Here is a 24,622-nt window from a genome sequence, read left to right as displayed (position 1 = left end):
TGCCCTCGACGACGTCACCGTCACCGGGGATGATCTGCCCCGCCTCCACCACCACGTGGTCGCCGATGCCGAGCGCGGTGGCCGGGACCTCCTCCTCGATCCCTGCCGCCCCGTGGGTCCAGCCGGTGAGCCGCCGGGCCGTGGTCTCGGTCCGGGTGCGGCGCAGCGTTTCGGCCTGAGCCTTGCCCCGGCCCTCGGCCACCGCCTCCGCCAGGTTCGCGAACACCGTGGTCAGCCACAGCCAGACGGTGATCACCCAGGCGAACACGCTCGGGTTCCTGATCGCCGACGCGGTGGTGAGGACGGCCCCGGCCTCGACCACGAGCATGACCGGATTGCGGTACATCACCCGTGGGTCGAGCTTGCGCACCGCGTCCGGGACCGAACGCAGCAGGAGTTCGGGGTCGAGCAGGCCGCCGGACATCCGGTGCGGCGGCTGCGCGCTCGCGGCGGCCATCAGTGCAGGCCTTCCGCGAGCGGCCCCAGCGCGAGCGCCGGGAAGTAGGTGAGCCCGACGACGATGAGGATGACCGCGGTCAGCAGGCCGGCGAACTGCGGCCGGTGGGTGGGCAGCGTGCCGGCGCTGACCGGGACGGGGCGCTGGCCCGCCAGCGACCCGGCGAGCGCCAGGACGAAGATCATCGGAAGAAAGCGGCCGACGAGCATCGCCAGGCCCAGCGCCGTGTTGTACCAGGTCGTGTCGGCCGACAGGCCCGCGAAGGCCGAACCGTTGTTGTTCGCGGCGGAGGTGAAGGCGTACAGCACCTCGGAGAAGCCGTGCGGACCGGAGTTGAGCATCGCCGCCCGCTCGCCCGGCAGGGCCATCGCGATCCCCGCGCCGATCAGCACGACGGCCGGTGTGGTGAGGATGTACAGGGAGGCGAACTTCATCTCCCGGCTGCGCAGCTTCTTGCCCAGGTACTCCGGCGTCCGTCCGACCATGAGGCCGGCGACGAAGACCGTGACGACGGCGAGGATCAGGATGCCGTAGAGCCCGGATCCCGTTCCGCCCGGGGCGATCTCGCCCAGCATCATGTTGAAGATGGTCATTCCGCCGCCGCCGGGCGAGTACGAGTCGTGGGACGAGTTCACGGCGCCGGTCGAGGTCAGCGTGGTGGAGGCGGCGAACAGCGCGGAGGCCCAGACACCGAACCGCTGCTCCTTGCCCTCCATCATGCCGCCGGCCAGGTGCCCGGCGGTGCTGCTGATGCTGTGCAGTTCGTTGAGGGTGACGAGAGCGACGGAGACGGCCCAGATCAGGACCATGACCGCGACGATGGCGTAACTCTGGCGCCGGTCCCCGACCATCACCCCGAACGTGCGCGGCAGCGCGAAGGAGACGACCAGCAGCAGGTACACCTCGATCAGGTTGGTGAACGCGGTCGGATTCTCGAACGGGTGGGCGGAGTTGGCGTTGTAGAAGCCGCCGCCGTTGGTGCCCAGTTCCTTGATGGTCTCCTGCGAGGCGACCGGACCACCGGTGATGCTCTGATGGCCGCCGGCGATGGTGGTGACGTCCTGGGCGCCGTGGAAGTTCTGGATCACGCCGGACGCGACCAGGACGATCGCGAAGACGAACGCGATCGGCAGCAGCACCCGCAGCACCACCCGGGTCACGTCCACCCAGAAGTTGCCCACCTGATCGGTCTTCGTCCGGGCGAACCCGCGCATCAGCGCGGCGACGACCGCGATGCCGACCGCGGCGGAGGCGAAGTTCTGCACGGCGAGCCCCGTCATCTGCACGAAGTAGCCGAGAGCGGACTCGCCCGAGTACGACTGCCAGTTGGTGTTCGTCACGAACGACGCAGCCGTGTCGAAGGCCTGGCCGGCCGTCATCCGCGGGGTGCCCAGAGCGAGCAGCAGATGGTTCTGCAGCCGCAGGAAGCCATACAGGAACAGCACGGATACCGCGGAGAACGCCAGCACGCTGCGCAGGTAGGCGCCCCAGGCCTGATCGGCGTCCCCGCTCAGCCCGCCCACCCGGTAGACCAGCCGCTCCAGCCGCCAGTGCCGCGGGGAGGTCAGGACGTGGGCCATGTAGTCGCCGAGCGGACGGAACGACAGGGCCACGGCCACCGCCAGCACCAGGATCTCCAGCCAGCCGCCGAGGGTGTCGCTCACCTCAGAACCTCTCCGGGAAGATCAGGCACACCACCAGATAGACCACGAGAACCGCCGCGACGATCAGACCGACGAGGTTGTCCGCGGTCACAGCCGGCCGACCCCCTTGGCGACCAGGCCCAGGAGGGCGAACACCACGATCGTGAGGCCGATGAAGATCAGGTCCGTCATCGCCCTGTCACCTCGCTTGCTCGGAGGCGGCCGCGACCGCCGGGGAAGCGGCGCGGGTCGCGGGGGGACACGCGAGTCGAAGCCGGATTCCGGGGAACGCGGTGCCGTCGCCGCACGGTCGGTCAGTCCTGCACCGTGCGCCCGACGCTAGTGGAGACCGGTGCGCGGAGGCGCCTTTCACGTGGCGGCCGACAGGGTGAATTCACGGTCGCGGCGGCCGGTCCCGGCCGTCGCGCGCGCCGACCGGTCAGCGGGACCGCGGGCCGCCGTCCGCCGGCCCGGCGGGGCCTGCCTGCTTCCCGGTCGCCCCTGCTCGGCGGCGGAGCAGCCGGCCGTGGGCCGCTTCGGCGTGGGTGACGACGTACACGTCGATGTCGTCGCCCGACCCCTCGATGATGGCCTCGCCGGTGCCGCGCCGGAAGAGTCTGTGCAGGCGGCTGCGCCGGGTGGCGCCGATCATGATCTGGCTGGCGTTGACCTCCCGGGCGAAGTCGAGGACGGCCTTCGCGAGGTCGCTGCCAGTGACGGTGTGGCAAGTGCCGCCCAGCTCCTCCACCAGCTCCCGCTGCCGCGCCGGCAGATGAGGCGAGCCGGCGGTCAGCGCGTCGTCGGCCTCGATGTGGACGGCGAGGAACTCGCCCCCCGCGCCGCGGGACGCGGCACGCTTGGCGCGCCGGATGAGGGTGTCCCCCTCCGGCCCGCCGGACAGCGCGACCAGCACGCGCTCCCGGGTCGCCCAGGGCTGTCGGATGCCGTGGTCGTGGCGGTAGCGCAGGAGGGCCTCCTCGACCCGGTCGGCGGCCCACAGCAGAGCGATCTCCCGCAGAGCGCTGAGGTTCCCCTCGCGGAAGTAGTGGGCGAGGGCCTGGTCCACCTTCTCCGGCGGGTAGATGTTGCCGTGGACCATCCGGCGGCGCAGAGCCTCGGCCGACATGTCGACCAGCTCGATCTGGTCGGCCCCGCGGATCACGTCGTCGGGCACGGTCTCCCGCTGCTTGACGCCGGTGATGTGCTCGACCACGTCGTTCAGCGACTCCAGGTGCTGGATGTTGACCGTGGAGATCACGTGGATCCCCGCCGCCAGCAGCTCGTGGACGTCCTCCCAGCGCTTGCGGTGCCGTGAGCCCGGGATGTTGGTGTGCGCCATCTCGTCGACCAGGGCGACCTCCGGGTGACGGGCGAGGACGCCGTCGAGGTCCATCTCGGTGAAGGTGCAGTCGCGGTACTCCAGGGTCCGCCGCGGCACGGATTCCAGCCCCTCGGCCATCTGCCGGGTCAGCGGCCTGCCGTAGTCCTCGACGTAGGCGATGACGACGTCCGCGCCCCGCCCGGCCCGCCGGTGTCCCTCGGCGAGCATGTCGTACGTCTTTCCCACGCCGGGTGCCGCCCCGAGGTACACCCGCAGGCTTCCGCGCACCATCGCTCCTTCCGGGTTCCCGCCGGTGGGCGGGCCCGGCGCGAGCCGCCCCGCCCCGGTCGCGGAACCCCTCTCTGCGATTCTCACCCACCCGGCCGGCGGAGTCTTCCCGGACGCGGTGAACACCGTGCGTGACCGACCGACCGCGTCACACCTCGATGTGCGAGCCCATGATGACCGTGCGGTCGCGGGGGAGGCCGAAGTGCTCGGCGGCGTCCGCGGTGATGTAGGAGGTGGCGATGAACAGCCTCTTGCGCCAGGGCGTCATCGTCGGCGCCTGTCCGCGGCGGAGTTCGATCGTCGACAGGAAGTAGGACGCCTCGTCGAGTTGCAGCGGCCCCTCCGTCCTGGCGGGGTCGAGCAGGGCCAGCGTGCCGGGGACGTCAGGGGTCTCCATGTAGCCGAACCGTGCGGTGACGTGGAAGATGCCGTCGTCGGAGTAGCCGAGGTCGTCGATGAGGACGCGTTCCCCGGCCGGGACCCGGGGGACGGGTTCGGTCTCGATGGACAGGATCACGATGTGCTCGTGCCGGACGTGGTTGCGCTCGACGTTGGCCCGCATCGCCAGCGGCGTGGTCTGCTTGTCGCGGTTGAGGAACACGGCCGTGCCGGGGACCTCGAGCACCGACGGCCGTCCTTCGCGGAGTTCGTCGATGAACACCCGCAGCGAGCCTTCGCGCTCGGCGCGCTCGGCGGTGACGATCTGCCGTCCGCGCTGCCAGGTCGTCATGACGGCGAACGCGCTGAGGCCGATCAGCAGCGGCAGCCACGCCCCGTGGATCAGCTTGGTCAAGTTGGCCGCCACGAACAGCAGGTCGACGGTCAGCAGCACGGTCGCGCCCGCGGCGACCAGCCACACCGGCGTCCCCCACCGCGCCCTCGCGATGTAGAAGAACAGCAGGGTGGTGATGGTGATGGTGGCGGTGACGGCCATGCCGTAGGCGAAGGCCAGCGACGCGGAGCTGCGGAAGGCGAAGATCAGGGTGAGGACGGAGACCATCAGCAGCCAGTTGATCCACGGAACGTAGATCTGGCCGATGGTCGACTCGGAGGTGTGGGCGATCCGCAACCTCGGCAGATAGCCGAGCTGGGCGGCCTGCGAGGCGACCGAGTACGCGCCGGTGATGACCGCCTGGGAGGCGATGACCGTGGCGGCCGCGGCCAGCAGGACCATCGGAAGCCGTCCCCAGCCGGGCACCAGGAGGAAGAACGGACTGCTGATGTTGGCGTGGTCCTTGAGGATGAGCGCGCCCTGGCCGAAGTAGCTCAGCACCAGGGCGGGGAAGACGACGAACACCCAGGCCCGGCTGATCGACCGGCGACCGAAGTGCCCCATGTCGGCGTACAGCGCCTCCGCGCCGGTGACCGCGAGGACGACCGAGGCCAGGGAGAAGAAGGCCGTACCGAAGTGGCCGAACAGGAAACCCAGCGCATAGGTGGGCGACAGCGCCCGCAGGATGCCCGGGTGACGGACGATGCCCGCCACGCCGCACGCGGCGATCGCCGAGAACCAGACGACCATCACGGGTCCGAACACCCGGCCCACCGCGGCCGTTCCCCTGCGCTGCGCCAGGAACAGCAGCACGATGATCAGTGCGGTGATCGGGACGACCGCGCTCTCCAGCGAGGGCTGGACGACCTTGAGGCCCTCGACCGCGGAGAGCACCGAGATGGCCGGGGTGATCATGCTGTCGCCGAAGAACAGCGCCGCGCCGAAGATGCCCAGAGCGGCCAGCGCGGCGGCGACCCGTCCGTCCCGCTGTGCGTGCAGTCGGCGCAGGAGGGTGATCAGCGCCATGATGCCGCCCTCGCCGTCGTTGTCGGCGCGCATCGCCAGCAGCACATAGGTGACCGAGACGATGATCGTCACCGACCAGAACACCAGCGACACGACGCCGTACACGTTCTGGGTGCTGACCGGGACCGGGTGTGGATCGTTCGGATTGAACACGGTCTGCAGGGTGTAGAGCGGGCTGGTGCCGAGGTCCCCGAACACCACGCCGAGAGCACCGACCACGATGGCCAGTCGCGCGGTGTCGTGCGCGGCGGAACGCCGGGGCACGTTGGGCCGCGCCGCTGATCCGCCGTCCGAACCGGGCATCTGCTGGTCGTTGGTCACGCCGATCCTCCTCAGCGCCGGCAGGACGCCCGGCGTTCCGTGCCGGACACTACCGGGGATGTCAGTCCGGACCGTGGACCGGGCCAGCACGCACGTTCCCGTCGCCGGCCTGTGCGGGGCGGATCGCCTGCTGGACCCAGATCGTCTTTCCGGTGGGCGTGTAGCGGGTGCCCCAGGCCTCGGCGAGCTGGGCGATCATGAACAGCCCGCGGCCGCCCTCGTCGGTACTGGCGGCGTGACACAGATGAGGCGAGGTGCTCGACCCGTCGGACACCTCACAGATCAGGGAACGCTCCAGGATCATCCGCAGCCGGACGGGCCCGCGCCCGTAACGGACGGCGTTGGTCACCAGCTCGCTGACGAAGAGTTCGGTCAGGGGTTCGGCCTCGGCCAGGTCCCACGCGCGCACCTGGCGGCGCGCCAGATCGCGGGCGTGCGCGACGACCGCGGGATCCGCCGCCAGCTCCCAGGTGGCGACGCGGTCGGCGGGCAGGGCGCGGGCCCGCGCGAGGAGGAGGACCGCGTCGTCCTCCGGGGGCCGCGCCCGGAGAGCCGCCTCCCACACCTGATCACGCAGCCGCTCGAGCGGTTGCTCCGCGCGGCCGAGGGCGCCCAGCAAGCCCGGCAGGCCGGCGTCCGGGCCGGACGTCCGGTCCTGGACCAGTCCGTTGGTGAACAGGGCGATGACGCTGTCGTCCGGCAGGTCGAACTCGGCGGCCTCGAAGGGGATGCCGCCGACCCCGAGCGGCGGCCCGATCGGCAGGTCGAGCAGCTGGGCCGCCCGGCCCGGCCGGGCGACCGCGGGAGGCAGGTGCCCCGCGCTGGCGGCCGTGCACCGGCCGGTCACCGGGTCGTAGACCGCGTAGAGACAGGTGGCGCCGCCGCGGGCCCCGGGGTCGGTCCCGGACTGCTCCGGGTCGACGGCCCGGACCACGAGGGCACTGAGCTGGGCCAGCAGCTCCTCAGGAGGCAGGTCCAGGCCGGCGAGGGTGCGGATGGCGGTCAGCAGCCGGCCCGCGCGGGCCACGGCGTCGATGCCGCGGCCCGCGACGTCGGCGACGACCAGGCCGACGCGGGCGCCGGACAGGGCGAGGACGTCGAAGCAGTCCCCGGCGATGCCCGCGCGGCCGGAGGCGGGAAGGTACTGGGTGGCCGTCTCCACGGCCACGCTCCGCAGCCTCCCGGCGTGGGGGAGCAGGCTGTGCTGGAGAGCGAGCGTCGCCTGGTGCTCCCGGGTGTAGCGGCGGGCGTTGTCGACGCAGACCGCTGCCCGTCCCACCAGGTCGCGCGCCAGGGCCAGATCGTCGTCGTCGAAGGGCTCGGGCAGCCGCCACCGGTAGAAGTGGGCCAGTCCCAGCATGACGTCACGGGCCCGCAGCGGAATCGTCATCAGCGAGTGGACCCCGGCCTCGACGATCTTCACCATCCGGGAGGGATCCTGGGCCAGCCAGTCGGCGGCCTGGTCCAGCACCGGGATCAGCAGCGGCTCTCCGGTGGCCAGACAGTCGGCGTAGGGGGTGCTGGGGTGGAACGTCATCAGGGTCCCGGCCTGGTAGGTGGCCTCCGGGGCGTTCGCCGTCACCGAGGCCACCGCGGCCCGCCGCAGCACCGCCGCGCTCCCCACCGGACCGGACGCCGGCTCCTCGCCCTCGGCGACGCCTTCCAGCAGATCGACCGCGACCAGGTCGGCGAGGCGTGGAACCGCGGCCCAGGTCACTTCCTCGGCCGTGTGCGTGACATCGAGCACCGAACCGATCTGCTCGGACATCTCGTTCAGCAGGGCCAGCCGCCGGCCCGGCGACCTCGAGGCGGTCGATGACGCAGCTGGTGCCGTCGGCCGGTCAGGACCGTCCCCGCCGCCCGGCTGCGTCCCTCGGCTCTCCGTCACGGCGCTTCCCCCACTCGGGCGCCGGGGGTCCGGCGCTGCCTGGCGGTTCCAGCCTCTCATCAACGACGCTGGTCGAGCCGGGACGACACCCCCGACGGGGTGAGCCCGGCACGTGACGTCCGGGTGGCGGCGGCGCGGAGGCGGCGCGCCGGGTCACGGACCGCCGGGGCGACGGGTCCCGTCCTCCGGCGTCAGGTCGTGCTGGGCCAGATGGGCGTCGAGTCCGTCCGTGACCGCCGTGATCACGCCCAGGGCGGCGCGGAGTTCGGCGTCGTCGTAGGGTTCCAGGGCTTCGCGTGTGCGGGCGCCGAGCGGCGAGAAGAAGGCCGTGGCGACCGCCCGGGCGCGCTCGGTGTGACGGAGACGGACCACCCGCTGATCGGTGGGGTCGTCCCGTGTGCGCCGCACGTGCCCGGCGGCCTCGAGGCGGTCGATGACATAGCTGGTGCCGCCGGCCGACAGTCCGAGCCGCCGCCGGAGGGTCCGGGGTGTCAGCGGCGTTCCACCGTCCTCGGCGCTGATGATCGCCAGGAGTGCCTGGAGGTCGCTCACTTGCAGACTCCGGGCGGAGGCGAACGCGTGTGCCAGACGTGTCGAGCTGATCGCGTAGCGGCGCAGCGCCAGGAGGATGGCGTCGCGGGTGTCGGAGTCGGCTGTCCGGTCCCTCGCGCGCTCGCTCATGCGGAGTACCCCATGAGCAGCAGGGTAGCCTGCGGTGCATGGATCGTTCAGTGAGTGAATCAGTTCCGCGGCGCGGCGTCGCGAGGGTCGCCCACTGGTCGGTGCGGCACCGCTGGTTCGTGATCGCCGCGTGGCTGGTCCTGGCGCTCGCCGGCGCCGTGGCGGCGAGCCAGGCCGGCGGCAGGCTCACGTTCAGGTTCGATCTGCCCGGCCAGCCGGCCTTCGAGACGAACACGGCGATCGTCGGGCACTTCGGTTCCGGCGGGGACAACCCCCCGCTGGTCGCCGTCGTCCGGCTGCCGGCCGGCAGCACCCCCGACACGCCGGCCGTGCGGAACGAGCTGACCCAGGTGTTCGGGAAGGCGGAGAACGCCCTGCCGGGCGCGCGCACCGCCTCGTACCTGACGACCCACGACCGCGGCTTCGTGTCCGCCGACGGCCGCACCACGTTCGCCCTGTTCTACCCGGTGCCCGACTTCACCACGTCCGATCCGTACAGCAAGGCGCTGCCGGCGATGAACCGGGCGCTCGCGGGGGCACGGGTCGCCGGCGCGCCCGTCCACGTCACCGGCGCCTCTGTCCTGGCGTCCGGCGGCTCCAGCGGCGGCAACAGCGTCCTGGCGGAGACGCTGTTCGCCGGGGTGGCGGCTCTGGTGGTGCTGGCTGTGGTGTTCGGATCGCTGCTGGCCCTGCTGCCGCTGCTGATCGCGGCCGTCGCCATCCCCAGCGCCTTCGTGGTGATCTACGCCCTCACCTATGTGACGACGATGTCCACCCTGGTGCAGAACATCGTCGCCCTGGTCGGGCTCGGTGTGGCCATCGACTACGCCTTGCTGGTGGTCACCCGCTGGCGCGAGGAGCGCGCGTCCCTATCCCCATCAGAGCCGCTGCGCGGAGCGGAGGCGCGCACCGCGCAGGCCCGTGCCGCCAACCGGGACGCGGTTGTCGCGGCGGCCGCCACCGCCGGCAGCTCGGTGGTCTTCTCCGGCATCACCGTCGCCGTCAGCCTGGCGGCCCTGGCACTGACGACGGTGCCCTTCCTGCGCAGCATCGGCCTGGCCGGGCTGCTCATCCCCCTGTTCAGCATCGGCGTCACGACGACGCTGCTGCCGGTGATCCTGGACGCGATCGGGCCGCGGATGGAATGGCCGCGCAGAAAGCCGGCGTCCACCGTCAGCCGTATGTGGACGGCGATCGCGCGCTGGGTGGTCGCCCACCGGGTGATCGCCGCCGCCGGCTCACTGGCCGTGCTGGGGCTGCTCATCGCGCCCGTCGCGGGCCTGAACCTGGGCGAGCCGCAGGCCCGCGCGACCGCCTCGACCGCCCCTGCCGACGCACGGGCGGGGTTCGAGGCGCTGGACGGCTCCGGGCTCGGCGCCGGGGTGCTGCGGCCGACCGAGGTGCTGATGCCGGCCGCCGCCGCGTACACGGCCCCGGCGGGGACGAGCGCGGCGGCGCCGGCCGCCTGGCAGCGAGGCGGTCTGAGGGTGGTCGACGCCTGGTCGCCCGCCGACGCCTCCAGCAGCGCGGGCAAGGACGCGCTCGCCCGGATCCGGCACGCCGCCGCCGGCGTGCCCGGCGCCCGCATCGGCGGATCGGCGGCCCAGGACGCCGACTTCATCCATGCCCTCTACGGCCGCAACCTGCTGATCATCGTCGCGGTCATCGTCGTGCTCACCGTGCTGCTGCTCGCCCGAGCCCTGCGCTCCCTGTGGTTGCCCGTCAAGGCCCTGCTGCTCAACGTCACCTCGCTGGCGGCCGCGTTCGGCGTACTCACCTTCGTGTGGCAGGAGGGCCACGCGACCTCGGTGCTGTTCGGCACCCCGGCGACCGGCGCCGTCACCCTGTGGGTGCCGCTCGCGGTGTTCGCCCTGCTGTTCGGACTGTCGATGGACTACGAGGTGTTCATCCTCACCCGGATCAACGAGGAGTACGGCAAGGGCCTTTCGACGGGCGAGGCGGTCGTCTCCGGCATCGGCCACACCGGCCGGCTCGTCACCTCGGGTGCGCTGATCCTCTGCCTGGCCTTCGTCGCGCTCGGCGGAGTCCCCCAGACGGACGTCAAGATCCTCTCCACCGGACTGGCCGCCGGGATCATCCTGGACGCGACGGTCATCCGCGGCGTCCTCGCCCCCGCCCTGGTCGCCCTCTTCGGCCGTGCAAACTGGTGGATGCCCCGGTGGGCCGCCCGGCTGCTGCGGATCGAACCCCTCACCGGTGGCGGCGACAAGATCCGGGAACCGCTAGGGTGACGTGCACCTGACCGTGGTCGGCCCCGGGCGCCCGCCTGCCGGCACGGGCCTGTTCGCGCGCGCGTGAGGGCTTTCGGCAGGTTCGCCCACAGTCCGAACGACGGCGCCAGGCCCCCTGCCGAACATGCCGACGTGGTGAGAGAGGTACCGGTGTTACGTGGTGAGCTTCCGTCAGAGCACTGCCGAGACGTGTCTCAGACTCGGGCCGCGGCCCGGTGACGTCCGCGGCGGACGCCGTTTCCGGAAGCGAACGTCCGCGGTCCGCGTCACGGTGGCGACGAACGAGGCCTGGGATCAGCGGTGACGGGCAGGCTCCCTCCCATGCAGAACACCCCTGACCTGGACATGCGGCCGGCGCCGACGGACCGATGGAGACCGGCGGACCCGCACCGGACGGTTCCCGCGCCGGTGACCGACCTGGCCGCCGCACCCCCTGTCGGTGCCGAGGACGTCGCGCTGGTACGCGCGAGCCTGGAGGTGGTCGCACCGCACGTCACCGAGCTGGCGCGGTACTTCTACGACATCCTCTTCGCGCGGTATCCGCAGGTCAGGAACATGTTCCCGGCCGACCTCGACGTCCAGCGGGAACGTCTGGTCCGCGGACTGCTGCGCATCGTGGAACTGGTCGACGCCCCCGGCGACCTCGTCGCGTTCTGTTCCCGCCTGGGACGGGGCCACCGCAAGTTCGGCACGCAGAGCGCCCATTACCCGATCGTCGGTGAGTGCCTGCTGCACGCGCTCGCCCACTTCGCCGGGCCTGCCTGGAGTCCGGAGCTGGCAGCGGCCTGGCAGCGCGCCTACACCGCAGCCGCCGGAGTCATGGCCCGTGCGGCCGAGGAGGACGCCCAACTGCGGCCCGCCGTGTGGGACGCGCACATCGTCGGCCATGTGCTCCGCGGAAACGGAATCGCCGAGATCGCCGTTCAGCCGCGGCAGCCGTACCCCTTCGTGGCGGGTCAGTACGTGAGCATCGAGACGCCCTGGGCGCCGCGACTGTGGAGGCACTACTCTCCCGCGCACGCCCCGCAGCCGAACTCCCAACTGACCTTCCACGTCCGCGCGGTGCGCGGAGGCACGGTCAGCAACGCGCTGGTCCACCACGCCCGGGTGGGCGACGCCGTCCGGCTGGGCCCGCCGGAAGGGGACATGGTGCTGCGTCCGACCGCCGGACGCGATCTGCTCTTCGTCGCCGGCGGCACCGGCCTGGCTCCCATCCGCGCGCTCATCGAGCAGGCGGCCCGGAACGGCATCGGCGACGCGCGGGAGGTGAGTCTGTTCATCGGCGCCCGAACGGCGGACGAACTGTACGGACTCGACGACATGTTGCGCATGTCCCAGCGGTACCACTGGCTCCGCGTCCGAGCCGCCGTCTCCGACGAGCAGATCCCGGGACTGAACGGCACGCTGCCCGAGGTGCTGGCGGAATTCGGCCCCTGGTACCGGCACGAGGCCTACCTGTGCGGCCCGCCGCAGATGCTCGGCGGAGCGCTGCAGGCCCTGCACCGCCACGGCGTCCCGCCCCACCACATCCACTACGACCCCTGGGACACCCCCGTCCTGACCGCCCCCCTGGGGCCGCCCCCGACCGACGAGGAGATCTACGAGCAGTGATGAGCCCCGAGACGGCCGGCTTCTCCGGCGAACGACTGCTGCAACAGCGGCTCGGCACGACGGAACGAGCGGCCGAGTTCTACGACCGTCAGGTGCATCCCCGGCTGACCCCCGCCATGGGGGAGTTCATAGCCCGGCAGACCATGATGTTCCTGTCGACGGCCGACTCCCGGGGAGCCTGCGACAGCAGCTTCCGCGCCGGGCCGCCGGGATTCTGCGTCGCACTCGACGAGCGCACCCTGGCCTACCCCGAGTACCGCGGCAACGGTGTCCTGGCCAGCGCGGGCAACATGGCGGAGAACCCCCATCTCGGCGTGCTGTTCATGGACTTCACCCACGACCACATAGGGCTGCACGTCAACGGAACGGTGCGGCTGTACAGCGACGACGACCTGCGCGCGTGGTACCCGCAGCTGCCGATCGAGACCGCGCCGGGCCGCCAGCCCCATCTGTGGGTCCACCTCACCGTCGAAGAGGCCTACGTCCACTGCTCGAAGCACATCCCCCACCTGGAACCCGCACCGCGCCCCCGGCCGGCCACGGACCGCAACCGTCCCAAGGACAGCGACTACTTCACGGAGCACCTCCCGGTCGGTGCACCGTGATCGTGGTCTGCTGACCGGTCGGTCCGGAGGCGGCCGGCGGGGTCGACGGGGCCGCGTCAACGGGGGAGGCAGGCGTGGATGGTCTTGCCGCCGTCCGGGCCCGGGATGATGGAGACCTCGCTGGTGAGGCCGCGGATCAGGGGCCACCCGAACCCGCCGCCGGAGGTGTGGAGAGCCGGCTCGCGTTCCCGCGGGGGTGTCGGACTGAGGTCGCTGACGGCGACCTCCAGCGCGTCCGGGCCGGCCGTGAGCCGGAGGGTGTAGCGACCGCCGCCGTGACGCAGGGCGTTGGTGGTGAGCTCGGACACCACCAGGGCCAGGGCCTGTGCCGTCTCGCGTGAGGGGGACGGATCGAGACCGCCGGCGAAGGCACCGGCGGCGTCGCGGGCGTGCGCGATGTCGGCGAAACAGTCGCCGTTCACGACCAGGGCCCGCGCGGGGAGCGCCGTGAGGATCGTCTCCGTGTCGGTCATGTGCTGCCACCTGCCCTCGATCGGTTGGACCGCCAGAGGTGGCATCTGTCCGCTGGGCCGGTGTTCAACCGGGACTGTCACTCTTTCGAGTGGGCTTGGCATACATGTCCCGGCGTGGGGCAATGCGATTATCTGTCACGGCAACAGCAGAAAAACGCGGTCCGAGCCGTAGCGCTCGCTCGGGCCAGGGGCGCCGGGCGACAGCGGCGAAATCCTTGACCGGGATTCTTGCGATTTACACCGAATCCAGGCATGCGTCTTCGCGGCCAGGGCAGGTGGCTTCTGTCACCGGCCGTCCTGGTGCGTCCCCCCGTGAACATCCCGGGCGGTCCGATGTCGGCCGGTGACTCGTCCGGGCACAGCGCGTGACCGGCGGACGCAAGGCCCTCATGAAGGAGGCGAGCATCACGGAGCGACGTCCGGCGGTGGGTTCCAGCCGCATGCTCCCCGCTGTCCCGACGGCGCTGACGCCGTGAACCTTCCCGGCCGGACCCATCCGGGTGAGGACGATCGGTACCGGCACGAGCTCTACGCCTACGCGGGGCGTGAGCAGTTCGTGGCCGGAGTGTCGGCGTTCATCCACGAGGCGCTGGCGGCCGGTGCGGCGGTGGTGGTCGCCGTCCCGCGGGAGAAAACAGTGGTGCTGCGCGAACGGATCCCGGTGAGCGAGGCGGTCGACTACGTCGACACCAGCCGGGTGGCGCATCATCCGGGACGGCTCTGCGGAGCCTGGCAGGAGTGGATCGGGGAACATGTGGCGCGCGGGCGGCCGGTCCGGGGCGTCGGCGAGTCACCCTGGGGCGAGGTCCGCAGCCGCGTCGAAGCCGAGGAACTGCGCTATCACGAGTGGCTGCTCAACCGAGCGTTCTCCGACGGGCCGGCGTGGTGGCTGCTGTGCACCCATGACATCACTCAGGGCGGGGCCGACGCCCGAAAACTGGCCGACTGCCATCCCGAGCTGCGCCGGGGCGGCCGTCCGACGTGCAACCCGGGATACGACGCGCACGCGCCCTATCCCTTCGCCCCACTGACGAGCCCGCGCGCCCCGTACGAAGAATTCCTCTACGAAAGCGGCGATCTTGCCGCGGTGCGCCGGCGGATCTCCATCCGTGCCGGACTGCACGCGCTGAACGCCGACCGGCTTCGCGAGCTGAATCTCGCCGCGACGGAGGTGGCGACCAACAGCATCCGGCACGGCGGGGGGCGGGGTGTTCTGCGCATATGGTGTGAGAGCAGCCGGCTGGTGTGCGAATTCCGGGATGCCGGACACATCGAGGACCCGCTGACCGGAAGGATGCGGCCGCCGGACAGGCAGCGGGGAGGCCGCGGTCTGTGGCTCGCGCACCAGCTCTGCGATCTCACCGAAGTCCGATCCGCACAGAACAGCGGCACGACGGTTCGCCTTCATATGGAACTGACCGAGTGATTCATCCCACGTCATTGGCCTTTGCGGCGTTTCGGTGTGACCATGGCCGGATGCCTGCAGCCTTTGTCGGAAAAGTTCACGTCAGTGCGGAAGCGGAGGTGTGCGTCCTCACGCTGCGGGGGGAACTGGATTATCAGGACGCCGAAGATGTCGAGAGGGCGGGGCGGGACGCCGCGGACTCCGGACTCCGGACCACGGTCGTGGACCTGAGTCAGGTCACCTTCGCCGACAGCACACTCCTCAACGCCTTGCTGCTCTGGCGACGCCGTCATGACGCCGACGGCCGTCACCTGGTGATCACGGGTCCGTTGCAGCCCGCCGTGTACCGGCTTCTCGACGTCAGCGGCACCCTGGAGTACTTCTCCATCGACTCCGGCGACGGTCCGGCAGCCAACGGCTGACCGGGCTCCCGGCTCCGGCCCGCTCGCTCACGGGTCCGTGCCGCGGGTCGTCCTGGGGGCGGAGCCCCGCGGCGGTGTAGTCCGCAGGATGACGACCACGTTCCGTCGCGGGCCGGATGGCCGGCGGCCGGCGCATGCCTAGCGTTGCAGCATGGACAAGGCGAAGGCGCCGCTGGGCGGCGCAACGGGCGTGGGTCCGGTCCCGGTCATCGAGACCTCGGGGCTGACGAAACGGTTCGGGGATCGGGCCGCCCTTTCCGGGCTGGACTTGGCGGTACCGGGCGGGTGCGCGTTCGGGCTGCTGGGAGCGAACGGTGCGGGCAAGACGACGCTGATCCGGACCGTGCTGGGGCTGACCGCGGCGACGTCCGGTTCGGTCCGCGTGCTGGGCCGGCCGATGCCGGCGGCCCGGGCACGGGTGCTCGCCCGGGTGGGGGCAGTGGTCGAGGAGCCGCGCTTCCACGGACATCTGACCGGGCGTGAGAACCTGCGCGTCGCCGCGGCGGTCCGCGGCCGCGAGGCCGGACAGCGGGTGGGGACCTTACTGGAACGGGTGGGGCTCGCGGGCCGTGCGGACGAACGGGTGGCGGGCTACTCGCTGGGCATGCGCCAGCGTCTGGGGATCGCCCGGTGCCTGCTGAGCGATCCGCTGCTGCTGATCCTGGACGAACCGATGAACGGGCTCGACCCGGCGGGGATCATCGGAATGCGGGAGATGATCCGGACGCTCGTCGGCGAGGGCCGCACCGTGGTGATCAGCTCGCACCTGCTGGACGAGGTGGAGAAGACCTGCGACGCGGTGGCGGTCATCGACCGGGGGCGGTTGATCGCCCAGGGCCCGGTACCCGGGCTCGTCGGCGCGGACGAGCAGGTTCTCGTCGGCTGCACGGAGGCGGCCCGGGCGATGGAACTCCTCAGCGCCCAGGACACGGTGGCCGGGATCAGCGTGGAGGGCGACGGTCTGCTGCGGGTGACGCCGCGTCCAGGCTGCACGGCCGCATCCCTGAACCGGCTGCTGGTGCGGGCGGACATCTGCGTGGGCCGGCTGGAGCCGGTGCGCGCCACGCTCGAGGAACGTTTTCTGCAGATCCTGTCGAACGCGGGGGAGGAAGTGCGATGAACGACGACGGCGGGGATGCTCGGGGAGGCGGCGCGGTGGCGGGAACGCTGCTCCGCATGACAGGGGCGGAACTGCTCAAACTGTACCGGCGGCGGGGGCTGATGATCTGGTCGGGTGTTCTGTCGGCCGGCGGTCAAGTGGCCTTCTACGTGCTGGGGGCTCTGCAGCACGCGGCGGATCCGGCCCATCACGCCCCAGCCGGTGGACTGCGGGGACTGGCCGACGCGATGATGCTGCTCGGCTATCTGGGAGGGGTGGCGGCCGTGATGATCGGTACCGCGGCCGGCGGCGGCGACACCGCTGCCGGGGTGTTCCGCGACCTCGCGTCCACCGGCCGCTCGCGCGCCGCCCTGTTCGCGGTGCGCGTGCCCGCCGCGCTGGTGGTGACCGGGGTGTTCACCGTCCTCGCTTTCGCGGTGACCGCAACGGGGGCGATCGTGTTCGCCGGCCCGGAGCGAGCGCCGTCCGCGGACACGCTCGGGCGATGCTTGGCCGCAGCGGTGGCCGCCGCCGGTGTCTGGACGCTTCTGGCGGTCGGCTTGTCGTCGGCGCTGGCCTCACGGACCGTCGCCGTGGGACTGCTGCTGTGCTGGAACCTGGCGCTGGGCCGGGTGCTGGAGCATGCCGGCGGACTGGGGTCGCTGCGCATGGGGCTGTCCTCGGCGCCGGTCGACCGTCTGGTCCCGGCCGCGGTCGGCGGGACCCACGTGGTCGCGATGCCGGTGTGGGGGGCGGCGGCGGTGATGGTCGCGTGGGCCGCCGCCGGACTCGCGGCGGGCGCGTGGCGGACCGTTCGCCGGGACGCGTGAGCCCGGTGACGTGGCGGATGTCCTGGGGACGTGCGGGTGACCTGGCCGTCACCTGCACGTTCGCCGCGATGGCGGGGGTGGGAGCCGTGGTCGCGCTGCACGACGGCGGCAGCGGGTGGCGGGCGGGTGCGGTGTGTGCCGCGGAGCTCCTCGCCGTGGCGGCGCTCACGCTGCGAAGACAGCGCCCGCTGCCGGTCCTCGCCGTCGTCACCGTTCTCGGTGCTGCGGCCGCGGCGGTCGCCGACCGGACGACGATCGGGCCGCTGCTGCCCGCGGTGGCCCTGTACACCCTCGCCTCCCGACGTTCGTGGCAGACCTCCGCCGCGGCCGGTGCGGGAGTGCTCTGCTGCTACGCCCTCGGCGAGCGCGCCGGCCGCACCCACACACCGGAGCAGTACGTGGTGCTGGCAGCGCTCCTGCTGGTGGCCGTCACGGTCGGGCTCTACGCGGGGGAGCGCCGGGCCGCGCTGGAGACGGCTTCGGCACGTGCCGAACAGGCGGAGCGTGAGCGGCTGTTGCTGGCAGAACGAGCCGTGCTGTCGCAGCGCGTATGGATCGCCCGTGAACTGCACGACGTGATCGGGCACCACGTCAGCCTGCTGGTGGTGCAGGCCGGCGCCGTCCGCAGCACGCTGCCCGGCGATCATCCCGGCTACCCGGTCCTGACGAGCATGATCGAGGGCGGACGCGAGGCGATGACCGAGATGCGGCGCCTGGTCGCCGTGCTCGGTGACCCGCGGGACGAGAGCGACGGCGGCGACCCGGCCGGCGGGCCGCCGCCCGGCCTGGACGACGTGTCCGTCCTGTGCGAACGGCTGCGAACCGCCGGACTGCCCGTCCAGCTCGCCGTCGACGTGTCCGGCCCGCTGACGCGAACGGCCGGCATCACCGCCTACCGGATCGTCCAGGAGGCGCTGACCAACGTCGTCAAACATGCCGGTCAGGTCCCGACGAGGGTGGAGATCCGCGGTGACGGGCGCCTGTTGGACCTGCGCGTCACCAACAGCCGTCCTTCGGCGCCGCCCGACGACCGCCTCGGCTCCGGAGGACACGGTCTGGAGGGCATCCGGCACCGCACAGCCCTGTTCGGCGGCGAACTCGCGGCCGGTCACGTACCGGGCGGCGGTTTCGCCCTGCGTGCCACCCTGCGTCTCCGGGGAGAACCATGATCCGTGTCCTCGTCGTCGACGACCAGCCCCTCATGCGCCAGGGATTCGCCATGATCCTCGGCGCGCAGCCCGACATCACCGTCGTCGGCGAGGCGGCGGACGGGGCCACCGCCGTCCGGCGGGCCCGAGAGCTGTCGCCCGACGTGATCATGATGGACATCCAGATGCCCGGGACGGACGGCATCGCGGCCACACGTGAACTGAGGGGGTGCAAGGTCCTCATCCTCACCACCTTCGGCAGCGACGACCACGTCGCCCAGGCGCTGCAGGCCGGAGCCAGCGGCTTTCTCCTCAAGGACGCCACCCCCGAACAACTGGTCCACGCCGTCCGGGTCGTCGCCGCCGGCGAGGCGCTCCTGGATCCGGCCGTCACGCGCGCCCTGATCCGCCGCGCGCTTCCCGCCCTGGCCGCGCCCGCCCGTCCGCCACGCTTCGACGCCCTCAGCGATCGCGAGACCCAGGTGCTGCGCATGATCGCCCACGGCATGACCAACGCGGAGATCGCCGCCGCGCTGGTGGTCGGCGAAGCGACCGTCAAGACGCATGTCTCCCGGATGCTCGCCAAACTGGAACTGCGCGACCGGGTCCAAGCCGTCGTCGCCGCCTACCAGCACGGTCTCGTGTGACCGGGTGCCGCTGGGCGCGCTGATCGCCGGCGCGGCCGCCCCCACCTTCTCGACGAATGGATGAGAGCCGCCCCATCGGAAGTCCGATTACCTGTCGGAAGGACGCTTCTAACGTCGGTCGGGACGGGGTCGGGCGACGACGCGGGAGGAAGGCTCCGGTGGAGACCATTCGTTGTGCGGGGCTCAGCAAGAGCTATGGCGGGGCCGCCGCCGTGGACGGACTGGATCTGGCGGTCGGGGAAGCGCAGGTGTACGGGTTCCTCGGGCCGAACGGGTCAGGGAAGACCACCACGATGCGGATGCTGCTGGGACTGGTCCGGCCGACGTCCGGCCGGGCGTGGCTGAACGGCCGGGCGCTGCCGGACCCGGACGGTCTCGCGCGGGTCGGGGCGATGATCGAGGAACCGGCCTTCCACCCGTGGATGACGGGGCGGCGCAACCTCGAGGTGCTGGCCTTGCACGGCCCGCCCCTCCCGCACACGGACGCGGTCGCCGGCGCCCTGGAGAACGCCGGCCTGACGTCCGTCGCCGACCGCAAGGTGAAGACCTACTCCCAGGGCATGCGCCAGCGACTCGGCCTGGCCCTGGCACTGATGCGGGACCCGTCGGTCGTCCTGCTCGACGAGCCCATGAACGGCATGGACCCCGCGGCGGTACGGGAGTTCAGGGCCACCATGCGTTCGCTCGCCGACCGCGGGACCACCGTGTTCCTGTCCAGCCATCAGCTGACGGAGGTCGAGCAGCTCTGCGACCGGGTGGCCGTGGTCGCCTCCGGGCGCGTCGTCGCCGAGGGCCGGCCGCGGGACATGACGGCCGCCGTGGTCCGGGTGGTTCTCGCGCCGGCCGACCGGACGGAGGCACGAACCCTGCTGGCGGCACGCTTCCCGGTGCGTGACAAGGGTCCTGACGCCCTGTTGGTCGGGGCCGGTGACGGTCGCGCCGTCAACGAGCTGCTGGGACGGGCCGGGGTGTGGGCCCACCAGATCCGCGTCGAACGGTCGGACCTGGAGGACGCCTTCCTCGATCTGACGACGAGCGACGGGGAGGTGGCCGGTGATGCGACTGCTCCGCGCTGAACTGGCCGCCCTGAACCGGCCGCTGACCTGGGCGGTGATGACGGCCGCAGCGGTCTTCTGCGTTCTGCTCGCGGTCGGGGGCGCGGACAACGCCCGGCGGGGAATGAGCGACGCGGGAGGCGGAGCCATGCCGTCGTGTGCTGTCATGCGGCTGCCCGCCGGACCGGCGTGCACGCAGGCGCAGGCGATGCAGCGCCGGCGGAGGGCAGCAGAGCGCGCCGACGGCACGGCCGCCGCCGCCAGGACGGCGGCGCAACTGGACCCGATCGCCGCCGGAGCCGAGGCGGCCGGCCTCATGGCGTCGCTGCCGGGGGCGCTGGCGCTGTCCCTGCTGGCCGGCGGGCACGTAGGTGGCGAGTGGTCGGGCCGGACTGAAGAACGTGCTCACGCAGAACGGCCGCCGGCACCGGGTCATGCTGGCGAAACTGGCCGCCCTGTGGATCACCGGAGCGGGCATGGTCTGCGCCTGCTGGGCCTCCCTGGCGGTCGCCGGACCCGTGATCCGTGCCGTGGACCATCTGCCCGATCCGCATGAACGGACGCACCACGCCGTGACGTGGGCCGGTACCCAGGCCGGGCGTTCGCTGCTCGTGCTGGCCGCCTTCGCCGCGCTGGGACTGCTGGCCGGTGTGCTCACCCGGGGCACGATCGGCACGATGGCCGCCACCGCCGCGGCCGTCCTCGCCATGCTGATCGCCGCGACGTTGCCGGGGTCGGGGCGCTGGACGCCGGCGACCTGGATCCAGGGGTGGATGGGATTCGCGGCCGGCCAGGGGTCGGTCAGCAACCTCCCGGACAACTTCTGGTCCCGGTTCATCGACACCGGGGGCGCTGCGCCCGGTCACACGCTGGGCCTGGCGGGCGTGACCGGGCTGTTCCTGGCCTGTGCCGCGGCCGCGGCGGTGGTGTTCCGGCGTCTGGACGTGACCGGTTGATCCGGGCGTACGCTCACGTCATGCCGTGCGTCGCCCGAATGCGCGCTGTCGCCGCCCGGAACGGGGCGGACCTGCTGCTGGCCGCAGTGCTGCTGAGCTGGGCGTCGGCGGACGTGCCCTGGCCCTGGCGGCCACCGGGACACGGCGGTACGGGAGCGGCCGTCTGCGGATTTCTCGCGCTGGCCCTTGTGCAGTCCGTGCCGTCGATCTGGCGGCGGCGACTCCCGGGTACCGGACTCGCGCTCGCCCTCGGGGCTCTGGCCGTGCGTACCGCCCTGGGGCTGCACACCGTGTCGGCGGTGGCGGCCGTCGCCGCCACCGGCTACGCGGTCGGCGCGTACAGCGCCTTCGGCCGCCGTCACGCATGGCCGCTGTTCGCGGCAGGGGCGGTGGCCGGGCTGGCGGCCCTGGCGAGCTACCAGGTGCGCATGGTCATCGGGATGCCGGGCGTACTGCTCGCGGCCGGGCTTCTCGCGGGCGATGCGGCCGCGTCCCGGCGCCTGGCGGCAGAGGCCGCCGTGGAAGCGGCCCAGGCGGCAGAACGAAGGCGCATCGCACGGGAGTTGCACGATGTTCTCGCCCACCAGCTCTCCGCCATCACCATCCAGGCGGGCGCGGTGAGGATCGCTGCGGGCACCGGCGCCGCCGGCTCGCAGGGGGCGGCCGTCGAGACGCTCGGGACGGTCGAGCGCCTGGCCCGCGAGGCCACCGTCGAACTGGGGCATCTGCTCGGCGTCCTGCGGCGCGACGGCGAGCCCGCGGCGCGCACTCCGGCACCCTGCCTGGCGGAACTGCCGTCGCTGATCGCCACCGCGTGCGATGCCGGGGTCGAGACCGGGTTCGCGGTCACCGGAGCGGCACGTCAGCTGTCGCCGGGCACCGAACTCGCGGCCTACCGGATCGTGCAGGAGGCGCTCACGAACGTGATCCGGCATGCTCCGGGCGCGGCGGCCCAGGTCGTGCTGCGCTACCAGCCGCAGGGGCTCGACCTCTCCGTCGTCAACGGGCGCCCGGCTACAGTCTTCTCCTCGTCATCGTCCGGCCGGCGGGCGCCGGTGACCTCCCGGCTCGGGATGACCGGCATGCGCGAACGGGCTCAGCTCCACGGCGGGAGCATGACCGCGACCGCGCTGCCCGACGGCGGATTCGCCGTCCACGCCCACCTCCCCTACGGCCTCCCGGGAGGCTCCGCGTGACGGTCACCGTACTGATCGCCGACGACCAGGCCGTCGTGCGCGCCGGACTCGCGATGCTGGTGGACAGTCAGCCCGATCTGGCCGTCGTGGGGCAGGCGCACGACGGGCGGGGGGCGGTCCGGCTGGCGGCCGAACTCGTCCCGGACGTGGTGCTCATGGACATCAGGATGCCGCTGATGGACGGTCTCGAAGCCACCCGGCGGATCAGGACGGCCGGCACCGGGTCCGCGTCCCAGGTGGTCGTCCTGACGACCTACGACCTGGACGAGTACGTCTTCGACGCCCTGCGTGCGGGTGCCCGCGGCTTCCTCCTCAAGCACGCCCCGCCGGAGGAACTCCTGCACGGCATCCGTGTCGCAGCGCGGGGCGGCGCTCTGCTCTCGCCGTCCGTGACGATCCGCCTGATCGAGGCCTTCGCAGCCGGCCGGGCACGGCCCGCGCGTCCGCCTGCCGCGCTGGCCCGGCTCACACCACGCGAGCGCGAGGTCTTCGATCTCGTGGTGGCCGGACGGTCCAACACCGAGATCGGCAGGATGCTGGGAATCGCGGAGACGACCGTGAAGACGCACCTCGGTCACGTCACGGAGAAACTCGGGCTGCGCGACCGGGTCCACGCCGTCATCTTCGCCTACGAGCACGCCCTCGTACCGCCTTCGCCGCCCTGACGGACTCCGCGATCGGCACCGTGCCGGCGTGGGCGTGACGCGGCGGGACGGCGACGGTCGCCGGAGCGTGCGCGAGCGGCCCCTATCGTGGGCGAATGAGCGTTTCGCCCCCCTCCGGGATGCCCCCCGAAGGCCCCGAGGAGGCCCACCCCGGCCGTACGGACTATGCGGGAGCGGTCTACGGCTCCCTGCTGGCGGCCTCCGTCGTGGCCACCGCGGGTGCGGTCGGGGACTTCCCGCGGGTTCAGCTGATCGTGCTGCTGCTGGTCACCGGGGTGGTCTTCTGGGTGGCGCACGTGTACGCGCACATCGCCGGCGAGCGCATCGTCGGCAGGCCGATCGACCGCCGTGAGTGGCGGCGCGTGGCTCGGCACGAGTGGTCCATCGTGGAGGCCGCGGTGCTGCCCGCGGTGGCGGTGGCGGTCAGCCCGCTGCTGACTCTCGGCCTGCCGGGCACCGTCTGGCTGGCCCTCGGCGTCGCCATCGCCCAGCAGGTCACCTGGGCGACTCTCGGCGCGATCCGAGCCGGCGCGTCCCGGCGGCTGGCGGTGGGCGAGGGCGTCGCCAACCTGCTGCTCGGCCTGATCATCGTGGCCGCGAAAGCCGCGTTGGGGCACTGACGTCCGCCCGGCCCGTCGCGCAGGGAAAGATCCGAGGGTCCTGCGCAACGCGCCGATGCGCTGGTGCAGCACGTTCGCTGCGCTCGCCGGCGGCTCGACATCCCAGGGGGCGTTCAGGTGACCCATGGCATTTCATTGCCGCGTCAAGTAAATTCGACTGTGGTTTTCCTTGTCAAACGGACGCCGGGAAGGAACGGATCATGAATCGTCTGCTGTCCGACATCGGGATCGAACTGCCCGTGCTGGCGGCGCCGATGGCCGGCGGCCCCAGCACGCCGGAACTCGTGGCCGAGGCCGCCCGCTCCGGCAGCCTGGGCTTTCTGGCGGGGGGCTACAAGACCGCCGAGGCTCTCGCCGAGCAGATCCAGGCCGTCCGGGCCGAGAACGTGCCGTTCGGAGTGAACCTGTTCGTGGCCAACCCGGTGCCCGTCGCGCCGGAGGACTACCGCCGGTACGCCCGCACGTTGCAGCCCGAGGCCGACCGCTTCGGGCTCACACTCGACGAGGACGCGCCGATGGAGGACGACGACGACTGGGACAGGAAGATCGCCCTGGTCTCGGAGCTGTCCGTCCCCTGGGTCTCCTTCACCTTCGGCATCCCCGATCCTGCCGTGATCCAGGGCCTGCGGCGCTCCGGCACCACGGTCCTGCAGAACGTCACCTCCGCCGACGAGGCGCGATCGGCCGCGGAGGCGGGGGTCGACGCCCTGGTCGTGCAGGCGTCGGCCGCCGGCGGACACTCCGCCACCCTTACCCCGCACCGGCCGCTCGATCCCGCCTCCCTGCCGGACGCCGTGGCGAGCGTGCGGCACGCCACCACGCTGCCGCTCATCGCGGCCGGCGGCATTGCGACCCCCGGGGACGCGGCGGCGGCGCTTCGGGCCGGCGCGGACGCCACGATGGTCGGCACGCTTCTGCTGCGCACGCACGAGAGCGGGGCGTCGCCCGCCCACCAGGCGGCCCTCGCCGATCCGTCCTTCGACACCACCGTCGTCACACGCGCCTTCACCGGCCGGCCCGCCCGCGCCCTGCGCAACCACTTCGCGGAGCGCTACGACGTCGTGGCGCCGGCCGGATATCCCGCCGTGCACCATCTGACCGCCCCGCTGCGCAAGGCCGCGGCCGCGGCGGGCGACGCGCGCCTGGTCCACCTCTGGGCCGGCACCGGTTTCCGCGAGGCGCGCGAGGAAGGTGTCGCGCAGACCCTCCACCGGCTCGCCGATCCCCTCTGACCGCAGGCA

General features: G+C 72.2%; 23 protein-coding genes. 15 read left to right on the top strand and 8 right to left on the bottom strand.

Going from position 1 to position 24,622, the window contains the following annotated elements:
• The 7 genes from K7862_RS01775 to K7862_RS01745 form a co-directional block, all read right to left on the bottom strand.
• On the bottom strand, window positions 1-457 hold a 457-nt coding region (locus K7862_RS01775; RefSeq protein WP_504740050.1), incomplete at its 3' end, for a P-type ATPase actuator domain-containing protein.
• Window positions 457-2,121, bottom strand: coding sequence for a potassium-transporting ATPase subunit KdpA (kdpA, locus tag K7862_RS01770; RefSeq protein ID WP_222959639.1), 1,665 nt, complete (start codon window positions 2,119-2,121; stop codon window positions 457-459). The genes K7862_RS01775 and kdpA, both read right to left, overlap by 1 nt.
• Before the next feature lies 1 nt (window position 2,122).
• Window positions 2,123-2,212: a K(+)-transporting ATPase subunit F gene (kdpF, locus tag K7862_RS01765; RefSeq protein ID WP_222959636.1), complete on the bottom strand. Its 90-nt coding sequence runs from the start codon at window positions 2,210-2,212 to the stop codon at window positions 2,123-2,125.
• Window positions 2,213-2,539: 327 nt separating this feature from the next.
• Window positions 2,540-3,712, bottom strand: a complete 1,173-nt coding sequence (locus K7862_RS01760) for a universal stress protein (protein ID WP_222959633.1) — start codon at window positions 3,710-3,712, stop codon at window positions 2,540-2,542.
• Between the two features lie 145 nt (window positions 3,713-3,857).
• Complete coding sequence (locus K7862_RS01755; protein WP_308011788.1) at window positions 3,858-5,828, bottom strand: potassium transporter Kup; 1,971 nt, start codon at window positions 5,826-5,828, stop codon at window positions 3,858-3,860.
• 61 nt (window positions 5,829-5,889) lie between these two features.
• Window positions 5,890-7,596, bottom strand: coding sequence for an ATP-binding SpoIIE family protein phosphatase (locus K7862_RS01750; protein WP_222959631.1), 1,707 nt, complete (start codon window positions 7,594-7,596; stop codon window positions 5,890-5,892).
• 273 nt (window positions 7,597-7,869) lie between these two features.
• Complete coding sequence (locus K7862_RS01745) at window positions 7,870-8,397, bottom strand: MarR family winged helix-turn-helix transcriptional regulator (protein WP_222959628.1); 528 nt, start codon at window positions 8,395-8,397, stop codon at window positions 7,870-7,872.
• Between the two features lie 50 nt (window positions 8,398-8,447).
• Between K7862_RS01745 and K7862_RS01740 the strand changes: the two genes are divergently transcribed.
• The 3 genes from K7862_RS01740 to K7862_RS01730 all read left to right on the top strand — a co-directional run bounded on the left by K7862_RS01740 (window position 8,448) and on the right by K7862_RS01730 (window position 12,865).
• Window positions 8,448-10,649 carry an MMPL family transporter gene (locus tag K7862_RS01740; RefSeq protein WP_222959626.1) on the top strand — a complete coding sequence of 734 codons (2,202 nt, stop codon included), beginning with the start codon at window positions 8,448-8,450 and terminating at the stop codon, window positions 10,647-10,649.
• Window positions 10,650-10,970: 321 nt separating this feature from the next.
• Window positions 10,971-12,260 (top strand): globin domain-containing protein, encoded by a 1,290-nt coding sequence (locus K7862_RS01735; RefSeq protein WP_222959623.1) that lies wholly within the window; start codon window positions 10,971-10,973, stop codon window positions 12,258-12,260.
• Window positions 12,260-12,865, top strand: coding sequence for a pyridoxamine 5'-phosphate oxidase family protein (locus tag K7862_RS01730; RefSeq protein ID WP_222959621.1), 606 nt, complete (start codon window positions 12,260-12,262; stop codon window positions 12,863-12,865). The genes K7862_RS01735 and K7862_RS01730 overlap by 1 nt, the downstream gene beginning before the upstream one ends.
• A gap of 56 nt (window positions 12,866-12,921) precedes the next feature.
• On the opposite strand, the gene K7862_RS01725 is transcribed toward K7862_RS01730, so the two are convergent.
• Window positions 12,922-13,338 carry an ATP-binding protein gene (locus K7862_RS01725; RefSeq protein ID WP_222959619.1) on the bottom strand — a complete coding sequence of 139 codons (417 nt, stop codon included), beginning with the start codon at window positions 13,336-13,338 and terminating at the stop codon, window positions 12,922-12,924.
• Between the two features lie 472 nt (window positions 13,339-13,810).
• Here K7862_RS01725 and K7862_RS01720 point away from each other — a divergent pair, with 472 nt between their 5' ends.
• From K7862_RS01720 to K7862_RS01665, 12 genes are all read left to right on the top strand, one after another.
• On the top strand, window positions 13,811-14,764 hold the full coding sequence (locus K7862_RS01720) for an anti-sigma factor RsbA family regulatory protein (RefSeq protein ID WP_222959617.1): 954 nt from the start codon (window positions 13,811-13,813) through the stop codon (window positions 14,762-14,764).
• A 50-nt stretch (window positions 14,765-14,814) separates the two neighbouring features.
• The gene (locus K7862_RS01715) at window positions 14,815-15,165 is read left to right on the top strand and encodes an STAS domain-containing protein (protein ID WP_222959615.1); all 351 of its coding nucleotides are present in this window, start codon (window positions 14,815-14,817) and stop codon (window positions 15,163-15,165) included.
• A 151-nt stretch (window positions 15,166-15,316) separates the two neighbouring features.
• A complete protein-coding gene (locus tag K7862_RS01710; protein WP_222959614.1) occupies window positions 15,317-16,285 on the top strand; it encodes an ABC transporter ATP-binding protein in 969 nt (322 codons plus the stop codon).
• 56 nt (window positions 16,286-16,341) lie between these two features.
• On the top strand, window positions 16,342-17,094 hold the full coding sequence (locus tag K7862_RS01705) for a hypothetical protein (RefSeq protein WP_222959613.1): 753 nt from the start codon (window positions 16,342-16,344) through the stop codon (window positions 17,092-17,094).
• A gap of 17 nt (window positions 17,095-17,111) precedes the next feature.
• Window positions 17,112-18,263, top strand: coding sequence for a sensor histidine kinase (locus K7862_RS01700; RefSeq protein WP_222959612.1), 1,152 nt, complete (start codon window positions 17,112-17,114; stop codon window positions 18,261-18,263).
• Window positions 18,260-18,889 carry a response regulator gene (locus K7862_RS01695; protein WP_222959611.1) on the top strand — a complete coding sequence of 210 codons (630 nt, stop codon included), beginning with the start codon at window positions 18,260-18,262 and terminating at the stop codon, window positions 18,887-18,889. Before K7862_RS01700 ends, K7862_RS01695 begins: the two co-directional genes overlap by 4 nt.
• A 158-nt stretch (window positions 18,890-19,047) precedes the next feature.
• Window positions 19,048-19,965 (top strand): ABC transporter ATP-binding protein, encoded by a 918-nt coding sequence (locus K7862_RS01690; RefSeq protein WP_308011787.1) that lies wholly within the window; start codon window positions 19,048-19,050, stop codon window positions 19,963-19,965.
• A 380-nt stretch (window positions 19,966-20,345) separates the two neighbouring features.
• Complete coding sequence (locus K7862_RS01685) at window positions 20,346-20,900, top strand: hypothetical protein (protein WP_222959608.1); 555 nt, start codon at window positions 20,346-20,348, stop codon at window positions 20,898-20,900.
• Between the two features lie 38 nt (window positions 20,901-20,938).
• On the top strand, window positions 20,939-22,096 hold the full coding sequence (locus K7862_RS01680) for a sensor histidine kinase (protein WP_222959606.1): 1,158 nt from the start codon (window positions 20,939-20,941) through the stop codon (window positions 22,094-22,096).
• On the top strand, window positions 22,093-22,761 hold the full coding sequence (locus K7862_RS01675) for a response regulator (protein ID WP_222959605.1): 669 nt from the start codon (window positions 22,093-22,095) through the stop codon (window positions 22,759-22,761). The genes K7862_RS01680 and K7862_RS01675 overlap by 4 nt, the downstream gene beginning before the upstream one ends.
• Window positions 22,762-22,856: 95 nt before the next feature.
• Entirely contained in the window at window positions 22,857-23,381 is a 525-nt protein-coding gene (locus K7862_RS01670; protein ID WP_262412468.1) for a hypothetical protein, read from the top strand.
• Between the two features lie 200 nt (window positions 23,382-23,581).
• The gene (locus K7862_RS01665; RefSeq protein ID WP_222959604.1) at window positions 23,582-24,613 is read left to right on the top strand and encodes a nitronate monooxygenase; all 1,032 of its coding nucleotides are present in this window, start codon (window positions 23,582-23,584) and stop codon (window positions 24,611-24,613) included.
• Window positions 24,614-24,622: the final 9 nt, after the last annotated feature.

Source organism: Actinacidiphila acidipaludis (assembly GCF_019890725.1).
GTDB classification, from domain to species: Bacteria; Actinomycetota; Actinomycetes; order Streptomycetales; family Streptomycetaceae; genus Actinacidiphila; species Actinacidiphila acidipaludis.
The sequence above is the reverse complement of the archived record's forward strand: the minus strand, read 5'-3'. Positions and strand labels throughout refer to the sequence as shown.